Origin of the sequence: Sphingomonas sp. PvP056, assembly GCF_040549155.1 — a bacterium.
Taxonomy (GTDB): Bacteria; Pseudomonadota; Alphaproteobacteria; order Sphingomonadales; family Sphingomonadaceae; genus Sphingomonas.
Genome location: NZ_JBEPST010000009.1, coordinates 134,118 through 154,218, shown reverse-complemented (window position 1 = coordinate 154,218; position 20,101 = coordinate 134,118). Strand labels below are relative to the sequence as shown.

Genomic DNA, 20,101 nt, shown 5'->3' with positions numbered 1-20,101 from the left:
TCGTAATTTGCCTTTGTACGTTGGTGGAGTTGCGGTAAATCAGTGCCGATACGGCCTTATCCATACCGTGGGGGCATGGGTCCGTAAGGGGTGGGAAAAAACGCAATGATCCGTTCCGAACTCGTCGAGATGCTCGCCAACGAAAACCCTGATCTGTCGCCGCGCGATGTCGAAGCGCTGGTCACGACATTTTTCGAAGAAATCACCAAACGCCTGGCCTCGGGAGGCCGTGTCGAGCTTCGTGGCTTCGGCGCCTTCTCCACGCGCCCGCGGGACGCCCGTACGGGCCGCAACCCGCGCACCGGCGAACTGGTCGCGGTCGACGCCAAGCGCGTCCCCTACTTCAAGCCCGGCAAGGAAATGCGGCAGCGACTCAACGTCGCCTGACGCGAACATCCCGTACGTGCCAGGACCGCAAGCGGCATCGTCCGCTTGACGCAGGCCGCAACTTGCGCTTGGCACGTCGTGTTGCGGACGTGGCGAAATCGGTAGACGCAGGAGACTTAAAATCTCCCTCTTCGGAATGCGGGTTCGAGTCCCGCCGTCCGCACCAAGCTCCTGGCACTCCACACTTTCAATCCGAGGACGCCGGCGCGGGTCCTGCACGGACCCGGCCCGGCGCCTGTTAGCGCGCCATCAACCGCAGCACGACCGCCCCCTCTCCGGCTCGGCCGGATCGGAGCGACGGGCGGTTCAGCCCTGCACCGCCAAGGTACGCCGGGCGCGATCGGGTGCCGTCGATGACCAGACCTTGTAGACGCAGAACCCGATAAACAGCAGCAGGCAGCCGACCGTGCCGATCGCCTCCGGCAACGTCGGGGCCGCCCAGCGGAGCAGCGCCACGCCCGGCAGGACCAGGCTATGCGCGACGTAGATACTCAACGGATAGCGCCCGATGCGCTCCAGCACGAACCCCACGACCGGCACCGTATAACGGTCGAGCGCGACCAGCGCGGACAGCATCGCGCCGCCGACCATCGCCAGATACCAGAATTGCGGCGGTGCCGCGTACCCCGACGCCAGATCCCCCAGCGTCCGCCAGCCGACGACACGACCGTCGCTCAAGCCCAGCAACGCCATGCCAAGCGCGATCGTCATTACGTCGCGGTGAAACGACGTGCCATTCGCCAGGTGATTGCGGATCAGCACGCCGACCCCGATCATCAGCCACGCACAGCCCATCATCACGAACACGCCGTACTTGCCCGAGACGAACAGCAATCGCACCAGTTCGATCGCTTTCTCGCCCTGGAAAGGGAAGGCCTCATAGCCGAGCACACTGCCGATGAAGATCAGCAGCGCACCCCCCAGAAAGCCGATCCGCACAGGATCCTGCGCGATGAACCGGACCGCGAGCGCGGTGAGGAAAATGGCGACGGTATAGAACGTCAACACGCTGTATTGCGCGAGGAGCAAGCGAAACCAGAAGGCTGGCTCGTCGCTCGTCATCAGGACGTTGACCGTCCCGTGCAGCGAGACGATCAGGCTGCATAGCAACACCAGTCCGGATCGATTGATCAGCCCGCGCATCGTCGCATCCGGCGCTTTGCGCGCCTTCGGCACGTAGATGATCGCCAGCGTGATCCCGAAGATCAGCACGAACGCGGGGGTCGCCAGTCTGCCGATAAGATCGAGCATCGCGCGCGGCGTACCGCCGATCCCCAGGCGCTCGTAAACGCCGGGTCCGAAGTGCGCGAGGATCATGCAGAAAATGGCAAGGCCGCGGACCTGGTCGAGCGCCCTGAATCGTGCGGGTCGCTTGGCAACCACGTCGCCGTGGGGCTGCTGCAGCGGCTGAGTACTCAATACAAATTCCCGAACGCTGCCAACAAAAGTTAGGTGTCTATTAACCAAATACTACATCATGCTCAAACGATTTGGTTTTTGATGTCCGGCATCCGCCCGATCTTTTACACGGTGCGACGCCTGAAGCATTTCGCTTTACCCGACGGACGATCTCCTGCCGTGCTGGGATCAATCGTTGAAACTGGCCGCTTGCGGGCAGGATCGTGGTGCCCCGTGATTGCCGAGAGGAGTGGCGCAGGCGTGCTGGCGATGGCAGAGGTAGCCAATGCTGCTGCCGCCCCCCCGCCGCTCCCCCCCGCCCCGCTCCCCCTCGCCCCGCCCTGCAGTATCGCTGCTACTGCTCGGCATCGCGACGGTGCTCGCGGCCTGTGCGCCCAAGCCCGATAGCGGCCCGGTCGTCGTCAGCGCGATCGGTGCCGCACCCGCCCTTGCCGATCCTGCCAAGGGACGACTGGACCCGTCCGCACGCGTGTTGCTCGATGCGACCGCGCAGGGTCTCGTGCGGTTCGACGCCGCGGGCCAGATCGAGCCCGGCATCGCCGAACGCTGGAGCGTGATCGACAATGGCACCAGCTACATCTTCCGACTGCGGGATGCGGAGTGGCCCGACGGCCGCAGCGTGACGGCTGCGGACGTCGTCAAGCTGCTGCGCCGCCAGCTGGCAACACAATCCCGCAACGTCCTCGTACCGTTCCTCACCGCGATCGACGAGATCGTCGAAATGACCCCCGAAGTCATCGAGATCCGGCTGAAACGCCCGCGTCCCGATCTGCTCAAGCTGTTCGCGCAACCCGAGCTCGCGATCGTCCGGATCGCACAACCGGGCGGCAGCGGGCCTTACCGGATCCTCGCGCAGCGCGGGCCTGTCGTGCGGCTGCGCCCCGCATTCGATCCATCGCGCGCAGCCGATGACCAGGCCACCGAGCCCTCCGCGAATGACGACGCCCGGCTGATCGGCGAACGCGCGGCAATGGCGATCGCGCGTTTCGATGCGGGTCATTCGGACGCGGTCCTGGGAGGCAGCTTCGTCGACTGGCCGATCGTGCTGGAAACCAGGATCGCCCCGATCAGCCGGCGGTTCGATCCAGCTGCGGGTCTGTTCGGCCTGGCGTTCACCAGCCGTGATGGCGTGCTTGCCAGTCCGGTCAACCGCGCTGCGATCGCGCGCAGCATCGACCGGGCGGGCTTCACGGCGGCGATCTCGCCCGAGTGGGAATCCACGACACAATTGCTCCCCGAGCAGCTCGACTCCGCAGCACCGCCCGCGCTTGCGGCGTGGACGCAGCCCCTTGCCCCCGACGAACGATCCCCGCGCGCGACGATCGATGCGTGGCGCGCGGCCAACCCCGGTGACGTTCGGATTCGCGTCGCGCTCCCCGATGGACCCGGCGCGACGATCCTCTACGGCTATGTCGCCGGGGCCCTGCTGTCGCTTGGAATGGCGCCCGAACGTGTCGGCCCCGATGCGCCCGCGGACCTGCGCCTGATCGACGAAGTCGCCCCCTATGACAGCGCCCGCTGGTATGTCGCGCGCGCCTGCCAACCGTGTAGCGGAGCCGCGCAACTCGCGATCGAAGCGGCGCGCGAGGCGGACTCGCCCCGGCTGCGCGCGCAACAGATCGCCGCGGCGGATGCGGCGCTCGCGAGCGATGTCGCCTTCGTCCCGATCGCCCGGCCATTGCGATGGTCGCTCGTTGCGCCACGGCTGCGCGCATGGGCCGCCAACACGCGTGCATGGCACCCGTTGAATCATCTTCGTACAGACACCAATTGATACACTATGGCCCAGAACACGACACGCATGTCTTCCCCGCACTTCGCCGAGATGGCGGCGCGTTATGCCAGCAAGGATCCTGCGGCAGTACGCCAGCGGATCGAGGCGATGGAGCGCCTGCTCGAAGGGCTGTTCACCATTCCGGGGCTCAACCGCAAGGTCGGGCTCGATTTCATGCTCAACATCCTGCCGATCGGCGGCGACATCGTCGGTGCGGCGATGGGCAGCTGGATTGTCTGGGAAGCGCGCAACCTGGGCATGACCAAGATGCAGATGGCGCGGATGTTCGGTAACGTCGGGCTGGACTTCACGCTGGGGCTGGTGCCGTTCATCGGTGCGATCCCCGATCTGATGTTCCGCTCGAACACGCGGAACCTCAAGATCATCAAGCGGCACCTGGACAAGCACTATCCCGCGGGTGCGGTCGTCGATCAAGTGTGAGGCGGCAGATCACGCAACCAGCGTGATCTGCGCCCCTGCCCTCAGGCTTTCCCCCGCCACACCTTCACAGCGGTGGCCGGGGATACGCCCCCGGAATTTGCATGACAGGGCTCGTAGGCAAAACGCTTGTCCAGGCACAGCCATAGTTCGTCGAGCCAGCCGCGTTTGTTGACGGTCACGCGTACTGCCTGCGCAGGAAGCCCGGGATTGGCGCGAGCCATCGCTGCGGCGATCTGTCCGGCATTGAGCAGCCCGCGCGACATTGTGCGCAGGTCAGGGAAGCGAAGCCGCCCGTACAGGCCTGTCGAACGCGCGAAATAGGCGTCGGGGGTGATCCCCATGCACGTCCCGTGCTTTGCCCACTCATGCTGGATCAACTGCGGAGACGGGGTCGCGCAGACCGTCCGCCGGATCAGCGTCGCGGGCAGCAGCGGGGTCGCGGCGCAATATTGCGGCCACTCCTTGCCGACCCCGTCGGGCCACAGGCCGTGAAGCGTGAAGCCGAACGTGTTGCCGCTGCGACATTGGAAGCGCGCTTGCGGGTCGCGCGCATTGGTGTGGCAATATTCCGGCGCCCAGGTCAGCGCGAGCGTGTAGCCACCGATCGGCAATATGCGCTGCGGCTGGTTGGCCGACGGAAGATCGGGGTGCGGGCGCGGCAGCGTCGCTGGAACGCTGCATTGCTCGGTTTGGGCAGTCGCAACGCCCGGTGCGGCGAGCATCGCGAGCGCGATGAGGGCGTTCTTCATGCTGCAGTTTCCTCAAACCAGACGCGCGCGTCGGGGCGAAACAATTGCCATACCGCGATCCCGTTGAGGACGAGGCCGACGATTCCTAGCACGCCCGACAGTCCCGGCTGCAATTTGCCCGTCAGCGCGGCGCTGAGTGTGGTGACCAGCACCAGCGCAAAGAATGCGGTGATCAGCCACTTGGCGACGACTGCGCGACGACGCGCGGCGAAGAACCACAGCGCCCCCGAGATAGCGACGCTGATCGCGGTCCCGATCAACAGCATGTTGACCGCAAAAGACGGTCCGAACTGCTGCGCGCTGGGGTTTGCGACCAGTCGATCGAGCGACTGGTTCCACGATAGCGCGACGTTGAGCAGCCCGACCGCGACGCCGCCGAGATAGCAGCGCTCGAACCAGGTAATGGAAATGGGACGGTGCATGATTCGTTTCCCCCAAAACGATGATGGAGAGCTTAGCCTGTTTGTCTCGCGGCACTAGTAGCTTGCGACCAATAGGCTGGCGTCAGGACTGCGGCGTGAAGTCGAGCCCGATATCGACCGCTGGGGCGGACTGGGTCAGGCGGCCGACGCTGATATAGGTCACCCCCGTCTCCGCGATCGCGCGGATCGTATCCAGCCGAACGCCGCCCGAGGCCTCTGTCGGCACACGCCCGCCGACTTCCGCCACCGCGCGGCGGAGCGTCGACGGATCCATGTTGTCGAGCAACAGATGCGTCGCGCCCGAATCCAGCGCAGGGGCAATCTGATCCAGCGAGTCGACTTCGACGATGATCCGCGCGATCCCCGCCGCAACCGCGCGCGACACCGCCGCCGCGACACCGCCCGCCACCGCGACATGATTGTCCTTGATCATCGCTGCGTCCCACAGTCCGAGCCGATGATTGGTCGCGCCGCCCATCCGCGTCGCATATTTCTCGAGCCGCCGCAGGCCAGGAATCGTCTTGCGCGTATCGAGCAAGGTCGCGCCCGTCCCTGCGATCGCGTCGACGTATATGCGCGTCAGCGTGGCGATGCCCGACAAATGCTGCACCGTGTTGAGCGCGGACCGTTCCGCGGTCAGCAAGGCGCGCGCGTTGCCCGACAGGCGAAGCACGTCGCTTCCAGCCGCGACCCGGTCGCCGTCCGCAACCAGCCGCTCGATCGTCACGGCAGGGTCGAGCGTCCGGAAGAACGCCTCGGCGATCGGCAATCCCGCGACGACGATCTCCTCGCGGCTGTCCATCACCCCGGTGAAGCGCGCGTCCGCCGGAATCACCGCCTGCGCGGTGATGTCGCCAGCGTCGCCCATGTCCTCGGCAAGCGTGGCGGCGACGAAGGCGGCGAGATTGAACCCGTCGAGGGCAAAGCATGGATCGGTCATGCCCCGCCTTACCGTGGCAGCGAGAGCGGGTCAGCCCAAATTCGTGGCCCGTCGCGTGCGTGATCCGGCCCAATCCTGACATGGAATTCCCTTCGGAGCAGCGAGTCCCCGAAGTTTCAAGATATCGTTTATCAACCTTTTTGTACTTAACCTGTGTTCCGACTTTATGTTGCAAAAAGTCAGCAACAATATTTACGCTTGTGCTACGTCATGATGACACCGGACGATTACAATGACTTCCACACATTTTACGTGACGTACACTAGCCCCCCTTCGTTTGGAACGTGATGCCGATACCCTCGATACACGACGTCATTATTGCTAGTCTTTCACGCCACAGCGTGCTCGATCCGGATGACCACGTTGCGATCCGCAGGTTGATCTTCACCCAACGCCAGGTCGAACCCTCCGCCTATCTGGTCCGGGAGGGCGAGAAGCCGGTGCGCTGCTCGTTCATCCTCGGCGGCTTTACCTATGCCCAGCGATTGACCAGCACCGGCGCGCGCCAGATCGTCTCGCTGCAGATCCCCGGGGATTTCGTCGACCTCCAGAATCCGTGGTTCGAAGAAGCGGATCACAACGTTCAGGCGCTGACTCGCGCGCAAGTCGTCGACATCGACGCCGGGGCGCTCCGCACGCTCGTGGCCGATCGTCCTGCGGTCGCGGCGGCGTTATGGCGGATGTCGCTGATCGGATCGTCGATCCTGCGCGAATGGATCGTCAACATCGGGCGACGCGACGCGCATACGCGGGTTGGTCATCTGCTGTGCGAATTCTCGCTCCGCCGCGAAGTCGCCGGAATCCCGTCGACCCGTGCGGATCACTTGCCGATGACGCAGGAACAGCTCGGCGATACCGTCGGACTGACGCCGGTCCACGTCAACCGCGTGCTCAAGGCGCTCGCCCAGCGCGGGTTGATCGAGCGGGATCGTCGCCAGATCCGCATCGTCGACTGGGCCGGCCTGCGCGACGCGAGCGACTTCAACCCGCGCTACCTTCACCTCACCCCGCGCTGACGGGGGCTCAGTCGCCCGTCACGCGCAACGGGCCGAGGTCGCCCATCCCGACCGTCCCGCTCGCCATCGCGAGCATCGCGTCGAGGCTCTTCTTCGCCTGCAATCGCAGCCCTTCCTCGATCTCGATCCGCGGGCTCAGGTCACGCAACGCGACGTAGAGCTTTTCCATCGTGTTGAGCGCCATATACGGGCAGATGTTGCAGTTGCAGTTCCCGTCCGCGCCCGGCGCGCCGATGAAGTTCTTGAGCGGCGCCGCTTTCTCCATCTGGTGGATGATGTGCGGCTCGGTCGCGACGATCAGCGTGTCGCCCTGCATCGTATCCGCGAAGGCGAGGATCCCGCTGGTCGACCCGACGTAATCGGCATGGTCGAGAATGTACGGCGGGCATTCGGGATGCGCCGCGACCGGCGCGCCGGGATGTTGCAATTGCAGCTTGAGCAGCTCGGTCTCGCTGAACGCCTCGTGGACGATGCAGACGCCCGGCCACAACAGCATCTCGCGCCCGGTCTTGCGCGCGAGATAACCGCCGAGGTTCTTGTCCGGCCCGAAGATGATCTTCTGGTCGAGCGGGATCTGGCTGAGGATCTTCTCGGCCGAGGACGACGTGACGATCACGTCGCTCAACGCCTTCACCTCGGTCGAGCAGTTGATGTAGGTCAGCGCGATATGATCGGGATGCGCCGCGCGGAACGCCGCGAACTGATCGGGCGGGCAACTGTCCTCGAGGCTGCAGCCCGCATCGAGATCGGGCAGCACGACGATCTTGTCGGGGCTGAGGATCTTGGCGGTCTCCGCCATGAAGCGCACACCGCAAAAGGCGATGACGTCGGCATCGGTCGCCGCGGCCTTCTTGGACAGATCGAGGCTGTCCCCGACGAAATCGGCAAGGTCCTGGATCTCGGGCTTCTGGTAATAATGCGCCAGGATCACCGCGTTGCGATCCTTGCGCAACCGGTCGATTTCCGCACGCAGGTCGAGCCCCGTCAGCGTCCCCCCGATACCACCGCGTGCGTCCATACCCATGCTCCCGCCTTTATCTGCGGCTCACATGGCCCGTGCGGGAGCAGCGATCAACCCGTGAGTGTTTCCGTGAGCGCGAGAACGGGGGGCGAGAAGGCAATCGGCCGCATCGCCGCGACCGTCACCGTGATCACACCGACGCCCCACAGATAGGCCGGGTGAACCCTTCCCCGCGTCAACAGGTCATACGCGATCGCGACCGATAGATAGACCATCATCGCCAGCCAGATCGACCATAGGATCCACGTTCCCATCAGCGGCAGCGGCAGCAACCGCCCGATCCCCGGCGTCATCACCTGCACCGCGCCACACAGCATCAGCCGCCGGTGCCAGTCGGGCTGCGCGCGCAATGCCACCCCCGCCCAGGTGAACCCTGCGAATACCGCGGTGTTGAGCCAGTCCATCACGAGGAAGACGTTGGGTTCAAAGAACGGCGGTATGCGGTGCGCCGCTGCCGACAGAACCGTGATCGACAGCCCCGCCACGACCATCCACGCGAGATAGACGCTGGCAAACATGCCGAGACGCTGGTGCGCCACGAAGGACCCGCGGAAGACGAGGAAATTCTGAGTCGCATAAAGCGCGAGCCACCCGACCGCGGTGACGCCGTGGAGATGCACCCACCACGGCGATGCAAGGCTGGAGCGACCCGCCGCGAATTGCAGCGTGAAACCGGAAATCGTCGTGACAACGATCGCCATCGCCATCGCGAAAAAGAACGCGCGGTCGCGTTCGACCGAAGCCCCCGCCGCGCCAACTTGCGTCGCCACCCCCGATTCTCCCCCGAAAATCTCGATACGCAAGCGTTACCATATTGCGGGTGGACGGGAAATAGCGGGACGCTTCGCGCCGCCGCCGAAGCCGTGACACGCCCCCCTCATGCCTGCGAAGGCATGGCCTCGGCAAAACCCGCCCGTCATCCTGAACTCGTTTCAGGATCCAGCCCTCCGCGAGTCCGGACTATGCCCGTTGCGCAGTGGATGCTGAAACAAGTTCAGCATGACGGCAGCTTTTGGGGCGCGGGGCGACGAACAAACCTCCGATTGCCTTCATGCAGAGCTTGCCTGCGCGGGAATGACGGAGAGGTGGGTAGCAACTCCGTGTGGCGCTTGCATACACGACGTCAGGCAAAGGCACTGGCTACCCGCGGTTGCCCAGAACCTCCGCGATCGACCGCGTCGTATCCCACACGTCGCTATTGTCATGCGCCTCGTCCGCGAAACGAACCTTCACCGTCGCATCAAGCCCGGCGGCACTCAGCGGCAACGCGAAGCTCCGCTCGACCGCGCGGCGCGTCGCATCGCGCGCGAGTTTCATCGGCACCGGCTCATGCGCCTGGCGGACCAGTTCGCGCTGCCCCGCCGAACGGTTCGCGGCTTCCAGCTTGGCGTCCGCATCGCTGATCGCGGAGAGCAAGCCGCCCTCGCCATATTCGCGGATCTGCGTCAGGTCGATCTGCGGCGGGGAGACCTCGATCGGGGGCAACGTCACCCCCAAAGTCCGCGTCTTCGCATCCCACGTCACGTCGCGCGCGGTCAGCTTCGCCATGTCGACGCGGTATTCGACATTGCCCGGCATGATCAGCGTCTTCTTGCTGGTCAGCCCATATTGCGACTGGGTCGAGGTCGACACCGCGACATAGCGCGCCGCGAACGCCGACAGCCGGTTCTGCTCGCGCAGGCCCTGCAACGATCCGCTCGCGATCGTCACCGGGTCCGGCCCCGCGAGCTTGTGCTCGACCAGCGCCCCCAGCCCCCAGAACACCGCCAGGATGAACAATGCGATCAGCGCGAGGGCGCCCGCGAATTTGCCAAGGAATTTCATGCCGCCGCGCTCCACACGTCATCCGCCTCAAGGACGTGCCCGCGCTGCCGCAGGTCGATCAGATGCGCCAGCACCGAGCGTTCGGCGGCGGGGAACAGGCGCGGATCGATCCCGACATACATCCGCGCGACCATCGCCGGGATCGTCTCGGACGATGCGCGCAGCAACCGCAGGATCTGCCCCTCGCGCTGCTTGCGATGCCCGAGCATCCCGCGCACCAGCCGCTGCGGGGTCTCGATCGGATCGCCGTGCCCGGGATAATAGATCCGATCGTCGCGCGGCAGCAGCTTCTCGAGGCTCGCCATATAGGATGCCATGTCGCCATCGGGCGGCGAGACGATGCTGGTCGACCAGCCCATCACATGATCGCCCGAAAACAGCGCCTTGGTCTCGGGTAGCGCGAAGGCGAGGTGGTTGGACGTGTGCCCGGGCGTTGCGATCGCGCTGAGCGTCCACCCCTCCCCGCCGACGCTGTCGCCCTCCGCCATCACGCGGTCGGGCGCATAGTCTGCGTCGAATGAGGCGTCGGCGCGCGGGCCGAGATCGTCAAGCGCCAGCGGCGCGCACCCAAGGATCGGCGCGCCGGTGATCGCGGCGAGCGGGCGCGACGCCGGGCTGTGATCGCGGTGCGTATGCGTGACGACGATCGCGACGACGCGCCGCCCCGCGATCGCGGCGACCAGCGCGGCGACATGTGCGGGATCGTCCGGGCCGGGATCGATGACCGCGAGATCGGTCGTTCCGACCAGATGCACTTGCGTGCCGGTGTAGGTAAAGGGCGACGGATTAGGTGCCAGCACCCGGCTGACGAGGCGCTCGCGCTGTTCGGGCACGCCGGTCTGTTGCTCGCTCATCGGGGTGAAATGGCGGCTTGCGCGGAGTGGCGCAACCCCGGCTTGGGGCTGTGTTCGGCTATCCACCGTCACCCTGAAAGCATTTGGCAATTATACCCCTCGAACATGCAATATGATAATGAATAAGTCATCTAATTCAAGGTGACTCAGGGGTGAGTCGGCGAGGACAAATGCATGGGAAAAATTGCTAAAGCACTTCGGCACATTCCTTACATAGACGCCATATTATCATTCGGGACGCGCATTGGACTTGGGGCATTTTTATGGAACGTAGCCGCTGTAATTGCGGCGCTGCTGATGGCTTTCTGGGCCTATATTTGGTCAAACCTTCCCCCTTGGGGACTTTTGCTAGTGTTCCTTACAACGGTGGCTCTGCTGCTTTTTTGTGTGGATAAAGGCATGGCGGCGTTGCGCAACTATACCGTAGCCCGCGCGATGATGAAATTTGACCCGACGCAATATCAGGCTTTTGGGGATGAACTTGTTGCTTTGTCACATGAGATTTTTCGATACCTAGCCGAACGCCAACGGGATCACGCAGACATTCATAAAGCTAACCCCAACAGGGAGCCGGGGTTTGGAAGTTGGCAGACAGATCGTGATTTCGAAGCGGTAACAGGAAAACTGTTTTTCGAAAGGTTTGGTCCAAAAGTACTAGGTTCGGTCGCGCTGCTCCATGGGATAGGCATTCAAATGCCACCCCATATGGTGTTGACCGCACAAACTAGACCAAACGGATTGCCTCAATTCCTTGGAATGATCGGGGACCTGCTCAAGCGAGAAATATTGACGATGCTGTCAAAGCCGCGTCCGACCGAGACTTGATGTGGCATATACAACATTGAGGATATCAGGATGGCCGAGCTAACCGACCGTTTCGCGAGGATATAGTTTTCAGAGCGTTTCGGGGTCGCCGAGCTAAGAGTCCGGTCCGTGCCCGAACGACTTCCAAAATGACGGCAGGGGGCGGTGGGAGCGCGGCACCCTTCCCCACCCATCGTCACCCTGAACTCGTTTCAGGGTCCACCGCGCCACAAGTCCGGTCCGTGCCCGGTGCGCGGTGGATGCTGAAACGAGTTCAGCATGACGGCGGCGTGGTGAGACGGGCGGCACTCCCCCTACCCGCCGTCAACCCGAACATGTTTCAGGGCCCACCGCGCCACAAGTCCGGTCCGCGCCCGTTGCGCGGCGGATGCTGAAACAAGCTCAGCATGCCAGAAACGAAGCGCCCCCCCCCCGGCCTCGCGACGTCGCTCAAATCACTGCCCCCGCGCGATGTCACTTTCCAGTTCGGCAATCGCGGTATTGATCCCCTCCAGCGCCCCGCGCCGCGCGTCCGCCGGCATGTCGCGGTTGAGCAGCATTTGCGCCCGCGCCGCGCGCAACCCGTCCAGCGCTTGGCGATAGGCGCGTTGTTGCATCTGCTCCCCGTTCATCGCGAGTTGCGCGCCCCGGGCCGCAGCGGCAGCGCCGCGGGCGGCGGCTGCCGCACCCCGCGCCTGCGCAGCGGCAATGCGGTCGGTGCAGACGGTGATCCGCCGACGCCCTGCATGCCGATCCTCGATCGTCATGCGGTGCCCGTCGCCGCGCGTTCCGCACGCCAGCGAGCGGACTTCGGGAACATCGGGACGCTGCGGCACCGCGGTTACCTCGGCAACGTGCGTGATCGTGCCGTCGTCGCCGATCAAGCTCGCCTGCCCGTTCGGGCCGAGCTTCACATAGCGACCGTGCCGGACGATCCGCTTGCCGTCTTTGTCGACGGTGACGACCGTCGTCCCGCGCTGCCCCTCGGCAGCCTCCGGGGGAAGCGGTGGCTCCGGCGCACGCGGGGCCGACCACGCTTCCGGCGCTTCCGGCACCGTCACCAGCGCGGGCGCAGCCGGGGCCACCGGGGCCACCGGGGCGACGGGCATCGCGTGCTCCGGACGATCCGGCGTCTCGGCTACCGGCGGCGCGGCCGGCACGGGCGGCACCTGGTCGTCCCCGCTCATGCCGACTGCGGGCACGGCTGGCGGCGCGAGTGCGGCGATATCGACCCCGGTCGCACGTTCCACACCCGAGCGCACGCGTTCCGCCGCCGCACTACCCGACGCGGTCAGCCCCAGCCCGCCGAGCGTCAGCGCCGCGATCACCGCACCACCGCCGACCAGCCGCACGCGCGACGTCCGCTGCGTCGTCAGCATCCGCAGCCGCCGCTTGAGATCGTCGATCGGGTTGAGATGGCAGGTCGCGGCAACCTCGCCGTACAGTGAAGGATGCGCCGCCTTGACGATCGCGCACGCATAGACGTGCCGCCGCATCGGGTTCATCCCCGCCAGCACGCGCGCATCATTGGCGATTTCCTGGTCCGCCCGGAACGCCCGGAAGGCGCGCCATGCGATCGGGTTGAACCAATGCACCGCGAGCACGCCGAGCGCGATCCAGTTCGCGATCAGGTCGCCGCGCGCATGATGGCCAAGCTCGTGCGCCAGCGCGAGATCGCGCTCCTCGGGCTCATAGCGTTCGGCGAAATCGCGCGGGAAGGCGACGTAGCGGCGCACCACCCCGAAGGCGAGCGGTCCGCTCGCGGCGTCGCTCTCGATCACACGGACGCCGTCCAGGTCGATCTGCTGCCCGACGCCCGCCAGCATCCGTGCGCAGAACCGGCGATGCGATACGACATGCCACACGAAGAACCCGCCCGCGCCGATCAGCCACAGCGCGGCGATCGCCGGGACGATCCAGGGATTTCCGGCGGCAGAATCGATCTCCGAAGCAGGTGCGTTGAGCAGCATTCCGACCGGATGCGTCGCAAAATGCATCGGAACCGCGGTGGCTTGCGTAACCGCCTGCCGAGTCGCCTCGGTCCAGGCGGCGGGCAACGGCGGCAGCACCAGCCGCAGCACCGGCAGCGCCCACAGTGCATAAGCAACATTGGCCCCGAACGCGCGCCGGACCGGCGTCCGCAGCACCAGCACCAGAACCATCAGCACGCTCGACGCGATCATCGCCTCGATTGCGCAGCTTATTCCGTCCGGCCCGATCATGACTTCAGTCCTTTCAACAAGGCTTCGATCTCCGCGATATCCTGCGCGGTCAGTTCATCGCGTTCGGCGAGATGCGCGACCAACGGGGTCAGCTTGCCGCCGAACAACCGGTCGATCAGCCGCTTCGATTCGCCTGCGACATAATCTGTACGCTGCACCAGCGGCCGGTACAAATAGCGGCGACCATCGGCTTCATGCGCGATGATGTTCTTGGCCAGCAACCGGCCCAGTAACGTCTTGACGGTATTGGCGCTCCACTCGCGCGTATCGGGAATCCGCTCGGACACGTCTTGCGCGGTCAGCGGGCTTTCGTCCCACAGCACCTCCATCACGGCATGTTCGGCATCGCTGATCTTCTCGGGCATTCGAGTCGCCTCCGTACTGACTACAGCTGTAATCGTACCGTTTACGTCTGTAGTCAATAGCCCCGCCGACGTTACCCTGTGCGACCTTGGCGACTTTTAACGGAGGGGCGCGCCACTGCATCTGGCCTGATCGCGGCGGGACGGTTACGGCGGGACATGATCCGCCATTCCGAAAAGCATCTTGTTCAGCGTGTTGGCTGGCTCCGCGCCGCCGTCCTGGGCGCCAACGACGGGATCCTGTCGACCGCCAGCCTGATCGTCGGCGTCGCCGCCGCCGCCCGCGCGCCCTCCGAAGTCGTGCTGACCGGAGTCGCCGGGCTGGTCGCGGGGGCGATGTCGATGGCGGCGGGGGAATATGTCTCGGTCAGTTCGCAGTCCGACACCGAAGCCGCCGACCGCACCCGCGAAGCCGCTGAACTGGAAGAAGATCCCAAGGCCGAGACGCGCGAACTCGCCGCCATCTACCGCCACCGCGGGCTGGATGCGGCGCTGTCGCTGCAGGTCGCGGAGCAGCTGATGGCGCACGATGCGCTCGGCGCGCACATGCGCGACGAACTGGGCATCCACGAGGTAATGGAGGCACGCCCGGTCCAGGCCGCGCTCGCCTCCGCCGCGAGCTTCGCGCTGGGCGCGATCTGCCCCGTGCTGATGGCGTTCCTGTTCCGCGGCACCGCGCTGATCGAAGCCGTCGTCGTGACGACGCTGCTGCTGCTCGCGCTGCTCGGCGCGACCGGCGCGCGGATCGGGGGCGCACCGCTGTGGCGCGGCGCAGTGCGCGTGTTGTTCTGGGGCGCGCTGGCGATGGCGGTGACGGCGGGGATCGGGCATCTGGTGGGGACGCAGGTCTGAGGGGACACGGGCGGGTTGACCCCTCGCCCCGCCCCGCCCTAATCGGGCGAAACCCTCCGAAAGGACCGTTCATGCGCAAGATCTACCCCGATGCCGCCGCCGCCCTGGACGGGGTGCTCCACGACGGCATGATGATCTGCGCGGGTGGGTTTGGGCTGTGCGGCATTCCCGAACGCCTGATCGACGCGATTCGCGACGCGGGCACGAAGGACCTGACGATCGCGAGCAACAACGCCGGGATCGATGGCGAGGGCCTCGGCAAGCTGCTCCGCACCCGCCAGATCAAGAAGATGATCTCGAGCTACGTCGGCGAGAACAAGGAGTTCGAACGCCAATATCTGTCGGGCGAGCTCGAGGTCGAGTTCTGCCCGCAAGGCACGCTCGCCGAACGCTGTCGCGCGGGGGGTGCGGGCATCCCCGGCTTCTACACCAAGACCGGTGTCGGCACGCTGGTGGCCGAGGGCAAGGAAGTGAAGACCTTCGACGGCGAGGAATATATCCTCGAGCGCGGCATCCGCGCCGATCTCGCGATCATCAAGGCGTGGAAGGCAGACGAGAGCGGCAATTTGGTCTTCCGCAAGACCGCGCGCAACTTCAACCAGCCGATGGCGACGGCTGGCAAGGTGTGCGTCGCCGAGGTCGAGGAAATCGTGGCCGTAGGTTCACTCGATCCGGACGCGATCCACTTAGCGGGCGTTTATGTGCAGCGCCTCGTGCTCGGCGCGCCATACGACAAGAAGATCGAATTCCGCACTGTCCGGGAGGCCGCGTGAAGAAGGGGCTTTCATTAAGCCCCTCCCCTTCAGGGGAGGGGTTGGGGTGGGGAAGTCCAGCAGAACTCAGCCCTCTGCGAGGCACCGCCCCACCCCCAACCCCTCCCCTGAAGGGGAGGGGCTTGGTTCTGGTTGCACTGGCGCTCTCCGCTTGCACCACGACACCGCCCGCGGCGGTAGTGCCGCCAAGCAGCCCCACCGTCCCGCCCGGGATGCAATATCTCTACGGCTCAGGCGAAGCGGCAGCGCAGGCGCTCCAGACGTGGCGGCAACTAACGCAGTTCGCCGCGACGCAAGTCGCAAAGGCCCCAGCCGACTCCGCCGTCCTCGCCCCCGACGCCACGCTCGCCGCCCCAAAATGGATCCCCTGCGGCAACAAGCCCAAGGCCGCAGTGTTCGACGTCGACGAGACCGTCCTCCTCAACCTCGGCTTCGAGGCCAATGACGCCGCGCACCCGGCCCCGTACAATCAGAAGACCTGGGATGCCTGGGAGCTGACCGACCTCGACAAGGTCGCGCCGCAACCCGGCGCGGTGCAGGCACTCGATGCGCTTCGCCGGATGGGTGTGACCGTGGTGTTCAACACCAATCGCTCTGCCGCCCACGCCGACATCACCCGCGCGACGATCGAGCGCGCCGGGCTCGGCCCTGCAGTCCACGGCGAAACGCTGTACCTGTCGGGCGACGATGCGATGGGCAGCCGCAAGGATGGCCGCCGCGCGACGATCGCCGCGAAGTTCTGCGTGATCGCGATGGGCGGCGACCAACTCGGCGACTTCAGCGACCTGTTCAACGCCAACCTCCCCCCACCCGCGCGCCGTGCCGCCGTCCAGCGCGAGCCCGTCTCCGCGAAGTTCGGGGCGGGCTGGTTCATCCTCCCCAACCCCGTCTACGGCAGCGCGCTCAAGGGCAGCTTCGACGACGTATTCCCGCAAGACAAACGCTGGGCCCCGCCCGCAGGAGACAAGTGATGGCCGACCAGGCAAAGGGCTGGACCCGCGACGAAATGGCCGCCCGCGCCGCGCGCGAACTGAAGGACGGTTTCTACGTCAACCTCGGGATCGGTATCCCGACGCTGGTCGCCAACCACATCCCGCAGGGCGTCGAGGTGACGTTGCAGTCCGAGAACGGAATGCTCGGCATCGGCCCCTTCCCGCTCGCGGGCGAGGAAGACGCCGATCTGATCAACGCGGGCAAGCAAACGATCAGCGAACTCCCGCAGAGCGCCTATTTCAGTTCGTCCGACAGCTTCGCGATGATCCGCGGCGGCCATATCGATTTGACCGTGCTCGGTGCGATGGAAGTCGCGGAGAATGGCGACATCGCCAACTGGATGATTCCTGGCAAGATGATCAAGGGCATGGGCGGCGCGATGGATCTGGTCGCGGGGGTCAAGAAGATCATCGTGGTGATGGAGCACACATCCAAGAACGGCGACCCCAAGTTCATCCCCGCCTGCACGCTGCCGCTGACCGGAAAGAATGTGGTCGACATGATCGTCACCGACCTTGCGGTCTTCCAGCGCCCCGATCACCAGTCGCCCTTCAAGCTGCTCGAAACCGCCCCCGGCGTCAGTTCCGCTGAGATTGCCAGCAAAACAACAGCACATTACGTCGTTTAAACGGTATTTACTTGCTGGAAGTACCGCAGTCTGCGTCCGTTACGGACAGGCTTAGTCGTTTTCGTCACTGAATGTCTTACGACTACTCGCGCAATAGCCTCAACTGTGGTATCCCCTGCTTCGTCCTGATCGACGCGGACTTGACCTTGCTGGGGGGCTTCGATGAAGTGGCTCAAGCGTGCTGCGCTGATACTGTGCGGGGCCATCGTCGTGGCCATGGCCACGCTGTACGGCGGGTCCGAATGGGTGCTGCGCCGCGCCTATGCGGCACCGCCGGATACGATCGTTGCCGACCACTCGGCCGCGGGCGTGGCGGAAGGCGGACGGATTGCGCGGATCATCGGATGCCGCGGTTGCCATGCAAGCGACGCGACCGGCAGGGTGCTGGTCGAGAATGCCTTGCTCGGCCGTTTCGCGGCCCCCGCGATTGCCCGTCGCGCGGCGGACTATAGCGACGCGCAACTGTCCCGGCTGATCCGCCACGGTATCAAGCGAGATGGCACTGCCCTTCACGTCATGCCGGTCCAGGCATTCCGGCATCTCTCCGACGATGACGTTGCGCGGCTGATCGGATGGATCCGCACGCTCAAGCCGCAGTCGAAGGATCTTCCGGGGACGATATCCTATGGGCCAATGGCACGCCTGCTGATCCTGACCGGCGGTCTGCCCAGCCAGGCGCATCCCGAGACCATCGCCGCGCACCACCGACCTGTCGCTGCCGGAGCATATTTTGTCCACGTTTCGTGCATGGCGTGCCACGATCTGCGGCATGCGCAGCCACAGGAAACCGATCCGACGGTGACGGTTCCTGCCTTGGCGGACGTCGGTTCGTCCTATGATGCGAATGCCTTCCGCCATTTGCTCCGGACGGGCGTTGGCATGTCGGGACGCGACCTCGGGCTGATGACGCGGGTGGCCATAGGAGACTTAAGCAGGCTCACGGACGGCGAGATTGCCGCCGTCCACACGTACCTGATCGAGGAACACCAGCGTCCCGCTACGCAATAAAGGCCCTGCCAAACATTGCATTTGCGCAGTTTTCGGCTAGAGCGCGCGGCATGTCCAACCAGCCCCTGACCCTGTACGAGAAGATCTGGACCGATCATGTGGTCGAGCGCCGCGACGATGGAACGTGCCTGATCTACATTGATCGTCACCTCGTCCATGAGGTCACCAGCCCGCAAGCCTTCGCCGGGCTGCGCGCCAACGGACGCACTGTCCGTCGTCCCGATCTCACGCTTGCGGTCCCTGATCACAATTTGCCGACGACCCCGCGCCGCGACGCGAACGGCGCGCGGCTGCCGATCGCCGATCCTGACAGCCTCCAGCAGCTCGACGCGCTCGAGCGCAATACGCGCGACTTCGGGATCGATTATATCGATGCGATCGCGGCGGCGCAGGGGATCGTTCACGTCGTGGGCCCGGAACAGGGGTTCACCCTGCCCGGCACCACGCTGGTGTGCGGCGACAGCCATACCTCGGCGCACGGTGCGCTGGGCGCGCTCGCCTTCGGGATCGGCACGAGCGAAGTCGAGCATGTGCTCGCCACGCAAACACTGTTGCTCGGCCAGTCCAAGACGATGGAAGTGCGCGTCGACGGTAAACTCGGCTTCGGCGTCTCGGCCAAGGACGTCGCGCTGGCGATCATCGGCAAGCTCGGGGCGGCGGGCGGTACGGGCTATGTGCTCGAATATACCGGCTCGACGATCCGTGACATGTCGATCGAGGGTCGGCTGACGATCGCGAACATGTCGATCGAAGCGGGCGCGCGCGCGGGTCTGGTGGCGCCGGACGAGACCACCTTCGCCTATCTCGAGGGCCGCCCGATGGCCCCCAAGGGTGCCGACTGGGACGCGGCGGTCGCCTATTGGCGCACGCTGCCGACCGATCCGGGCGCAGTGTACGATGCGGTCGTCACGATCGACGCAACCGAAATCGCGCCACTGCTGACCTGGGGCACCAGCCCCGAGGATGTCGTCGCGATCACCGGTCATGTTCCCGATCCCGACAGCTTCGCCGATCCCGCAAAGCGCGATGCGGCGCGCAAGTCGCTCGACTATATGGGCCTCACCCCCGGCACCGCGATGCGGGACGTCGGCGTCGACTATGTCTTCATCGGCAGTTGCACCAACAGCCGGATCGAGGACCTGCGCGCCGCCGCGCAGGTTGCCGATGGTCGGCACGTTGCGGAGGGCGTTCATGCGCTGGTCGTTCCGGGGTCGGGACTGGTCAAGCGTCAGGCCGAAGCCGAGGGACTCGATCGCATCTTCCTGTCGGCAGGGTTCGAATGGCGCGAGCCGGGATGCTCTATGTGCCTTGCAATGAACCCCGATAAAGTACCGCCCGGTCTCCGTTGCGCTTCCACTTCGAATCGCAACTTCGTAGGACGGCAGGGTCCGGGTGCGCGCACGCATCTGGTTTCCCCGGCAATGGCGGCTGCGGCCGCCGTAACCGGGCGACTGAGCGACGTGCGCGATTTTGTAACGACATAAGGGGGACGATGTATGAAGCGTGTTCTGGTTCTTTTGGTGATGGGTACCCTCGCGAGCGGGATCGCCGCCTATGCAGCGACCGCGCGCACCAGCGCCAACGACGCGATCGCCGCCAAGCAGCGATAACG

At 65.2% G+C, this 20,101-nt stretch carries 21 protein-coding genes and 1 tRNA gene; 12 read left to right on the top strand and 10 right to left on the bottom strand.

From position 1 onward, the window contains the following. Positions 1 to 105 precede the first annotated feature (105 nt). Positions 106 to 387, top strand: a complete 282-nt coding sequence (ihfB, locus tag ABIC17_RS18850; protein WP_354284489.1) for an integration host factor subunit beta — start codon at positions 106 to 108, stop codon at positions 385 to 387. Between the two features lie 83 nt (positions 388 to 470). Continuing rightward, a tRNA-Leu gene (locus ABIC17_RS18845) sits at positions 471 to 553 on the top strand. Positions 554 to 693: 140 nt separating this feature from the next. Here ABIC17_RS18845 and ABIC17_RS18840 read toward each other — a convergent pair. Next, on the bottom strand, positions 694 to 1,770 hold the full coding sequence (locus ABIC17_RS18840) for a heparan-alpha-glucosaminide N-acetyltransferase domain-containing protein (protein ID WP_354284598.1): 1,077 nt from the start codon (positions 1,768 to 1,770) through the stop codon (positions 694 to 696). A 301-nt stretch (positions 1,771 to 2,071) separates the two neighbouring features. Between ABIC17_RS18840 and ABIC17_RS18835 the strand changes: the two genes are divergently transcribed. Next, entirely contained in the window at positions 2,072 to 3,580 is a 1,509-nt protein-coding gene (locus ABIC17_RS18835) for an ABC transporter substrate-binding protein (protein ID WP_354284487.1), read from the top strand. 6 nt (positions 3,581 to 3,586) lie between these two features. Further along, entirely contained in the window at positions 3,587 to 4,021 is a 435-nt protein-coding gene (locus ABIC17_RS18830; RefSeq protein WP_354284485.1) for a DUF4112 domain-containing protein, read from the top strand. A gap of 41 nt (positions 4,022 to 4,062) precedes the next feature. Here the strand turns inward: ABIC17_RS18830 and ABIC17_RS18825 are convergent, their stop codons facing one another. From ABIC17_RS18825 to nadC, 3 genes are all read right to left on the bottom strand, one after another. Continuing rightward, on the bottom strand, positions 4,063 to 4,770 hold the full coding sequence (locus tag ABIC17_RS18825) for a ribonuclease T2 family protein (RefSeq protein WP_354284483.1): 708 nt from the start codon (positions 4,768 to 4,770) through the stop codon (positions 4,063 to 4,065). Then, positions 4,767 to 5,192, bottom strand: a complete 426-nt coding sequence (locus ABIC17_RS18820; RefSeq protein WP_354284481.1) for a hypothetical protein — start codon at positions 5,190 to 5,192, stop codon at positions 4,767 to 4,769. The genes ABIC17_RS18825 and ABIC17_RS18820 overlap by 4 nt, the downstream gene beginning before the upstream one ends. Before the next feature lie 82 nt (positions 5,193 to 5,274). Further along, positions 5,275 to 6,132 carry a carboxylating nicotinate-nucleotide diphosphorylase gene (gene nadC / locus ABIC17_RS18815; protein WP_354284479.1) on the bottom strand — a complete coding sequence of 286 codons (858 nt, stop codon included), beginning with the start codon at positions 6,130 to 6,132 and terminating at the stop codon, positions 5,275 to 5,277. A gap of 341 nt (positions 6,133 to 6,473) precedes the next feature. Between nadC and ABIC17_RS18810 the strand changes: the two genes are divergently transcribed. Next, a complete protein-coding gene (locus ABIC17_RS18810) occupies positions 6,474 to 7,148 on the top strand; it encodes a Crp/Fnr family transcriptional regulator (RefSeq protein ID WP_354284477.1) in 675 nt (224 codons plus the stop codon). Positions 7,149 to 7,155: 7 nt separating this feature from the next. Here the strand turns inward: ABIC17_RS18810 and nadA are convergent, their stop codons facing one another. From nadA to ABIC17_RS18790, 4 genes are all read right to left on the bottom strand, one after another. Further along, a complete protein-coding gene (gene nadA / locus ABIC17_RS18805) occupies positions 7,156 to 8,166 on the bottom strand; it encodes a quinolinate synthase NadA (protein ID WP_354284596.1) in 1,011 nt (336 codons plus the stop codon). 53 nt (positions 8,167 to 8,219) lie between these two features. Beyond that, entirely contained in the window at positions 8,220 to 8,939 is a 720-nt protein-coding gene (locus ABIC17_RS18800) for a hypothetical protein (protein ID WP_354284476.1), read from the bottom strand. A gap of 370 nt (positions 8,940 to 9,309) precedes the next feature. Next, complete coding sequence (locus ABIC17_RS18795) at positions 9,310 to 9,993, bottom strand: DUF4230 domain-containing protein (RefSeq protein ID WP_354284474.1); 684 nt, start codon at positions 9,991 to 9,993, stop codon at positions 9,310 to 9,312. Further along, positions 9,990 to 10,847 carry an MBL fold metallo-hydrolase gene (locus tag ABIC17_RS18790; protein WP_354284472.1) on the bottom strand — a complete coding sequence of 286 codons (858 nt, stop codon included), beginning with the start codon at positions 10,845 to 10,847 and terminating at the stop codon, positions 9,990 to 9,992. Before ABIC17_RS18790 ends, ABIC17_RS18795 begins: the two co-directional genes overlap by 4 nt. A 174-nt stretch (positions 10,848 to 11,021) precedes the next feature. Between ABIC17_RS18790 and ABIC17_RS18785 the strand changes: the two genes are divergently transcribed. After that, positions 11,022 to 11,672 carry a hypothetical protein gene (locus ABIC17_RS18785; protein WP_354284470.1) on the top strand — a complete coding sequence of 217 codons (651 nt, stop codon included), beginning with the start codon at positions 11,022 to 11,024 and terminating at the stop codon, positions 11,670 to 11,672. Between the two features lie 434 nt (positions 11,673 to 12,106). Here ABIC17_RS18785 and ABIC17_RS18780 read toward each other — a convergent pair whose 3' ends face one another. Together ABIC17_RS18780 and ABIC17_RS18775 are read right to left on the bottom strand one after the other, a co-directional pair. Beyond that, positions 12,107 to 13,873: a M56 family metallopeptidase gene (locus ABIC17_RS18780; RefSeq protein WP_354284468.1), complete on the bottom strand. Its 1,767-nt coding sequence runs from the start codon at positions 13,871 to 13,873 to the stop codon at positions 12,107 to 12,109. After that, positions 13,870 to 14,238 carry a BlaI/MecI/CopY family transcriptional regulator gene (locus ABIC17_RS18775; protein WP_131528954.1) on the bottom strand — a complete coding sequence of 123 codons (369 nt, stop codon included), beginning with the start codon at positions 14,236 to 14,238 and terminating at the stop codon, positions 13,870 to 13,872. The genes ABIC17_RS18780 and ABIC17_RS18775 overlap by 4 nt, the downstream gene beginning before the upstream one ends. A 156-nt stretch (positions 14,239 to 14,394) precedes the next feature. Here ABIC17_RS18775 and ABIC17_RS18770 point away from each other — a divergent pair, with 156 nt between their 5' ends. The 6 genes from ABIC17_RS18770 to leuC all read left to right on the top strand — a co-directional run bounded on the left by ABIC17_RS18770 (position 14,395) and on the right by leuC (position 19,973). Continuing rightward, positions 14,395 to 15,087: a VIT1/CCC1 transporter family protein gene (locus ABIC17_RS18770; protein ID WP_354284466.1), complete on the top strand. Its 693-nt coding sequence runs from the start codon at positions 14,395 to 14,397 to the stop codon at positions 15,085 to 15,087. 71 nt (positions 15,088 to 15,158) lie between these two features. Continuing rightward, the gene (locus tag ABIC17_RS18765; protein ID WP_354284464.1) at positions 15,159 to 15,860 is read left to right on the top strand and encodes a CoA transferase subunit A; all 702 of its coding nucleotides are present in this window, start codon (positions 15,159 to 15,161) and stop codon (positions 15,858 to 15,860) included. Positions 15,861 to 15,982: 122 nt separating this feature from the next. Then, entirely contained in the window at positions 15,983 to 16,831 is an 849-nt protein-coding gene (locus ABIC17_RS18760) for an HAD family acid phosphatase (RefSeq protein WP_354284462.1), read from the top strand. After that, positions 16,831 to 17,481 carry a CoA transferase subunit B gene (locus tag ABIC17_RS18755; protein WP_354284460.1) on the top strand — a complete coding sequence of 217 codons (651 nt, stop codon included), beginning with the start codon at positions 16,831 to 16,833 and terminating at the stop codon, positions 17,479 to 17,481. Before ABIC17_RS18760 ends, ABIC17_RS18755 begins: the two co-directional genes overlap by 1 nt. Before the next feature lie 162 nt (positions 17,482 to 17,643). After that, positions 17,644 to 18,489 carry a c-type cytochrome gene (locus ABIC17_RS18750; RefSeq protein WP_354284458.1) on the top strand — a complete coding sequence of 282 codons (846 nt, stop codon included), beginning with the start codon at positions 17,644 to 17,646 and terminating at the stop codon, positions 18,487 to 18,489. Positions 18,490 to 18,539: 50 nt separating this feature from the next. Continuing rightward, the gene (gene leuC, locus ABIC17_RS18745; RefSeq protein WP_354284456.1) at positions 18,540 to 19,973 is read left to right on the top strand and encodes a 3-isopropylmalate dehydratase large subunit; all 1,434 of its coding nucleotides are present in this window, start codon (positions 18,540 to 18,542) and stop codon (positions 19,971 to 19,973) included. Positions 19,974 to 20,101: the final 128 nt, after the last annotated feature.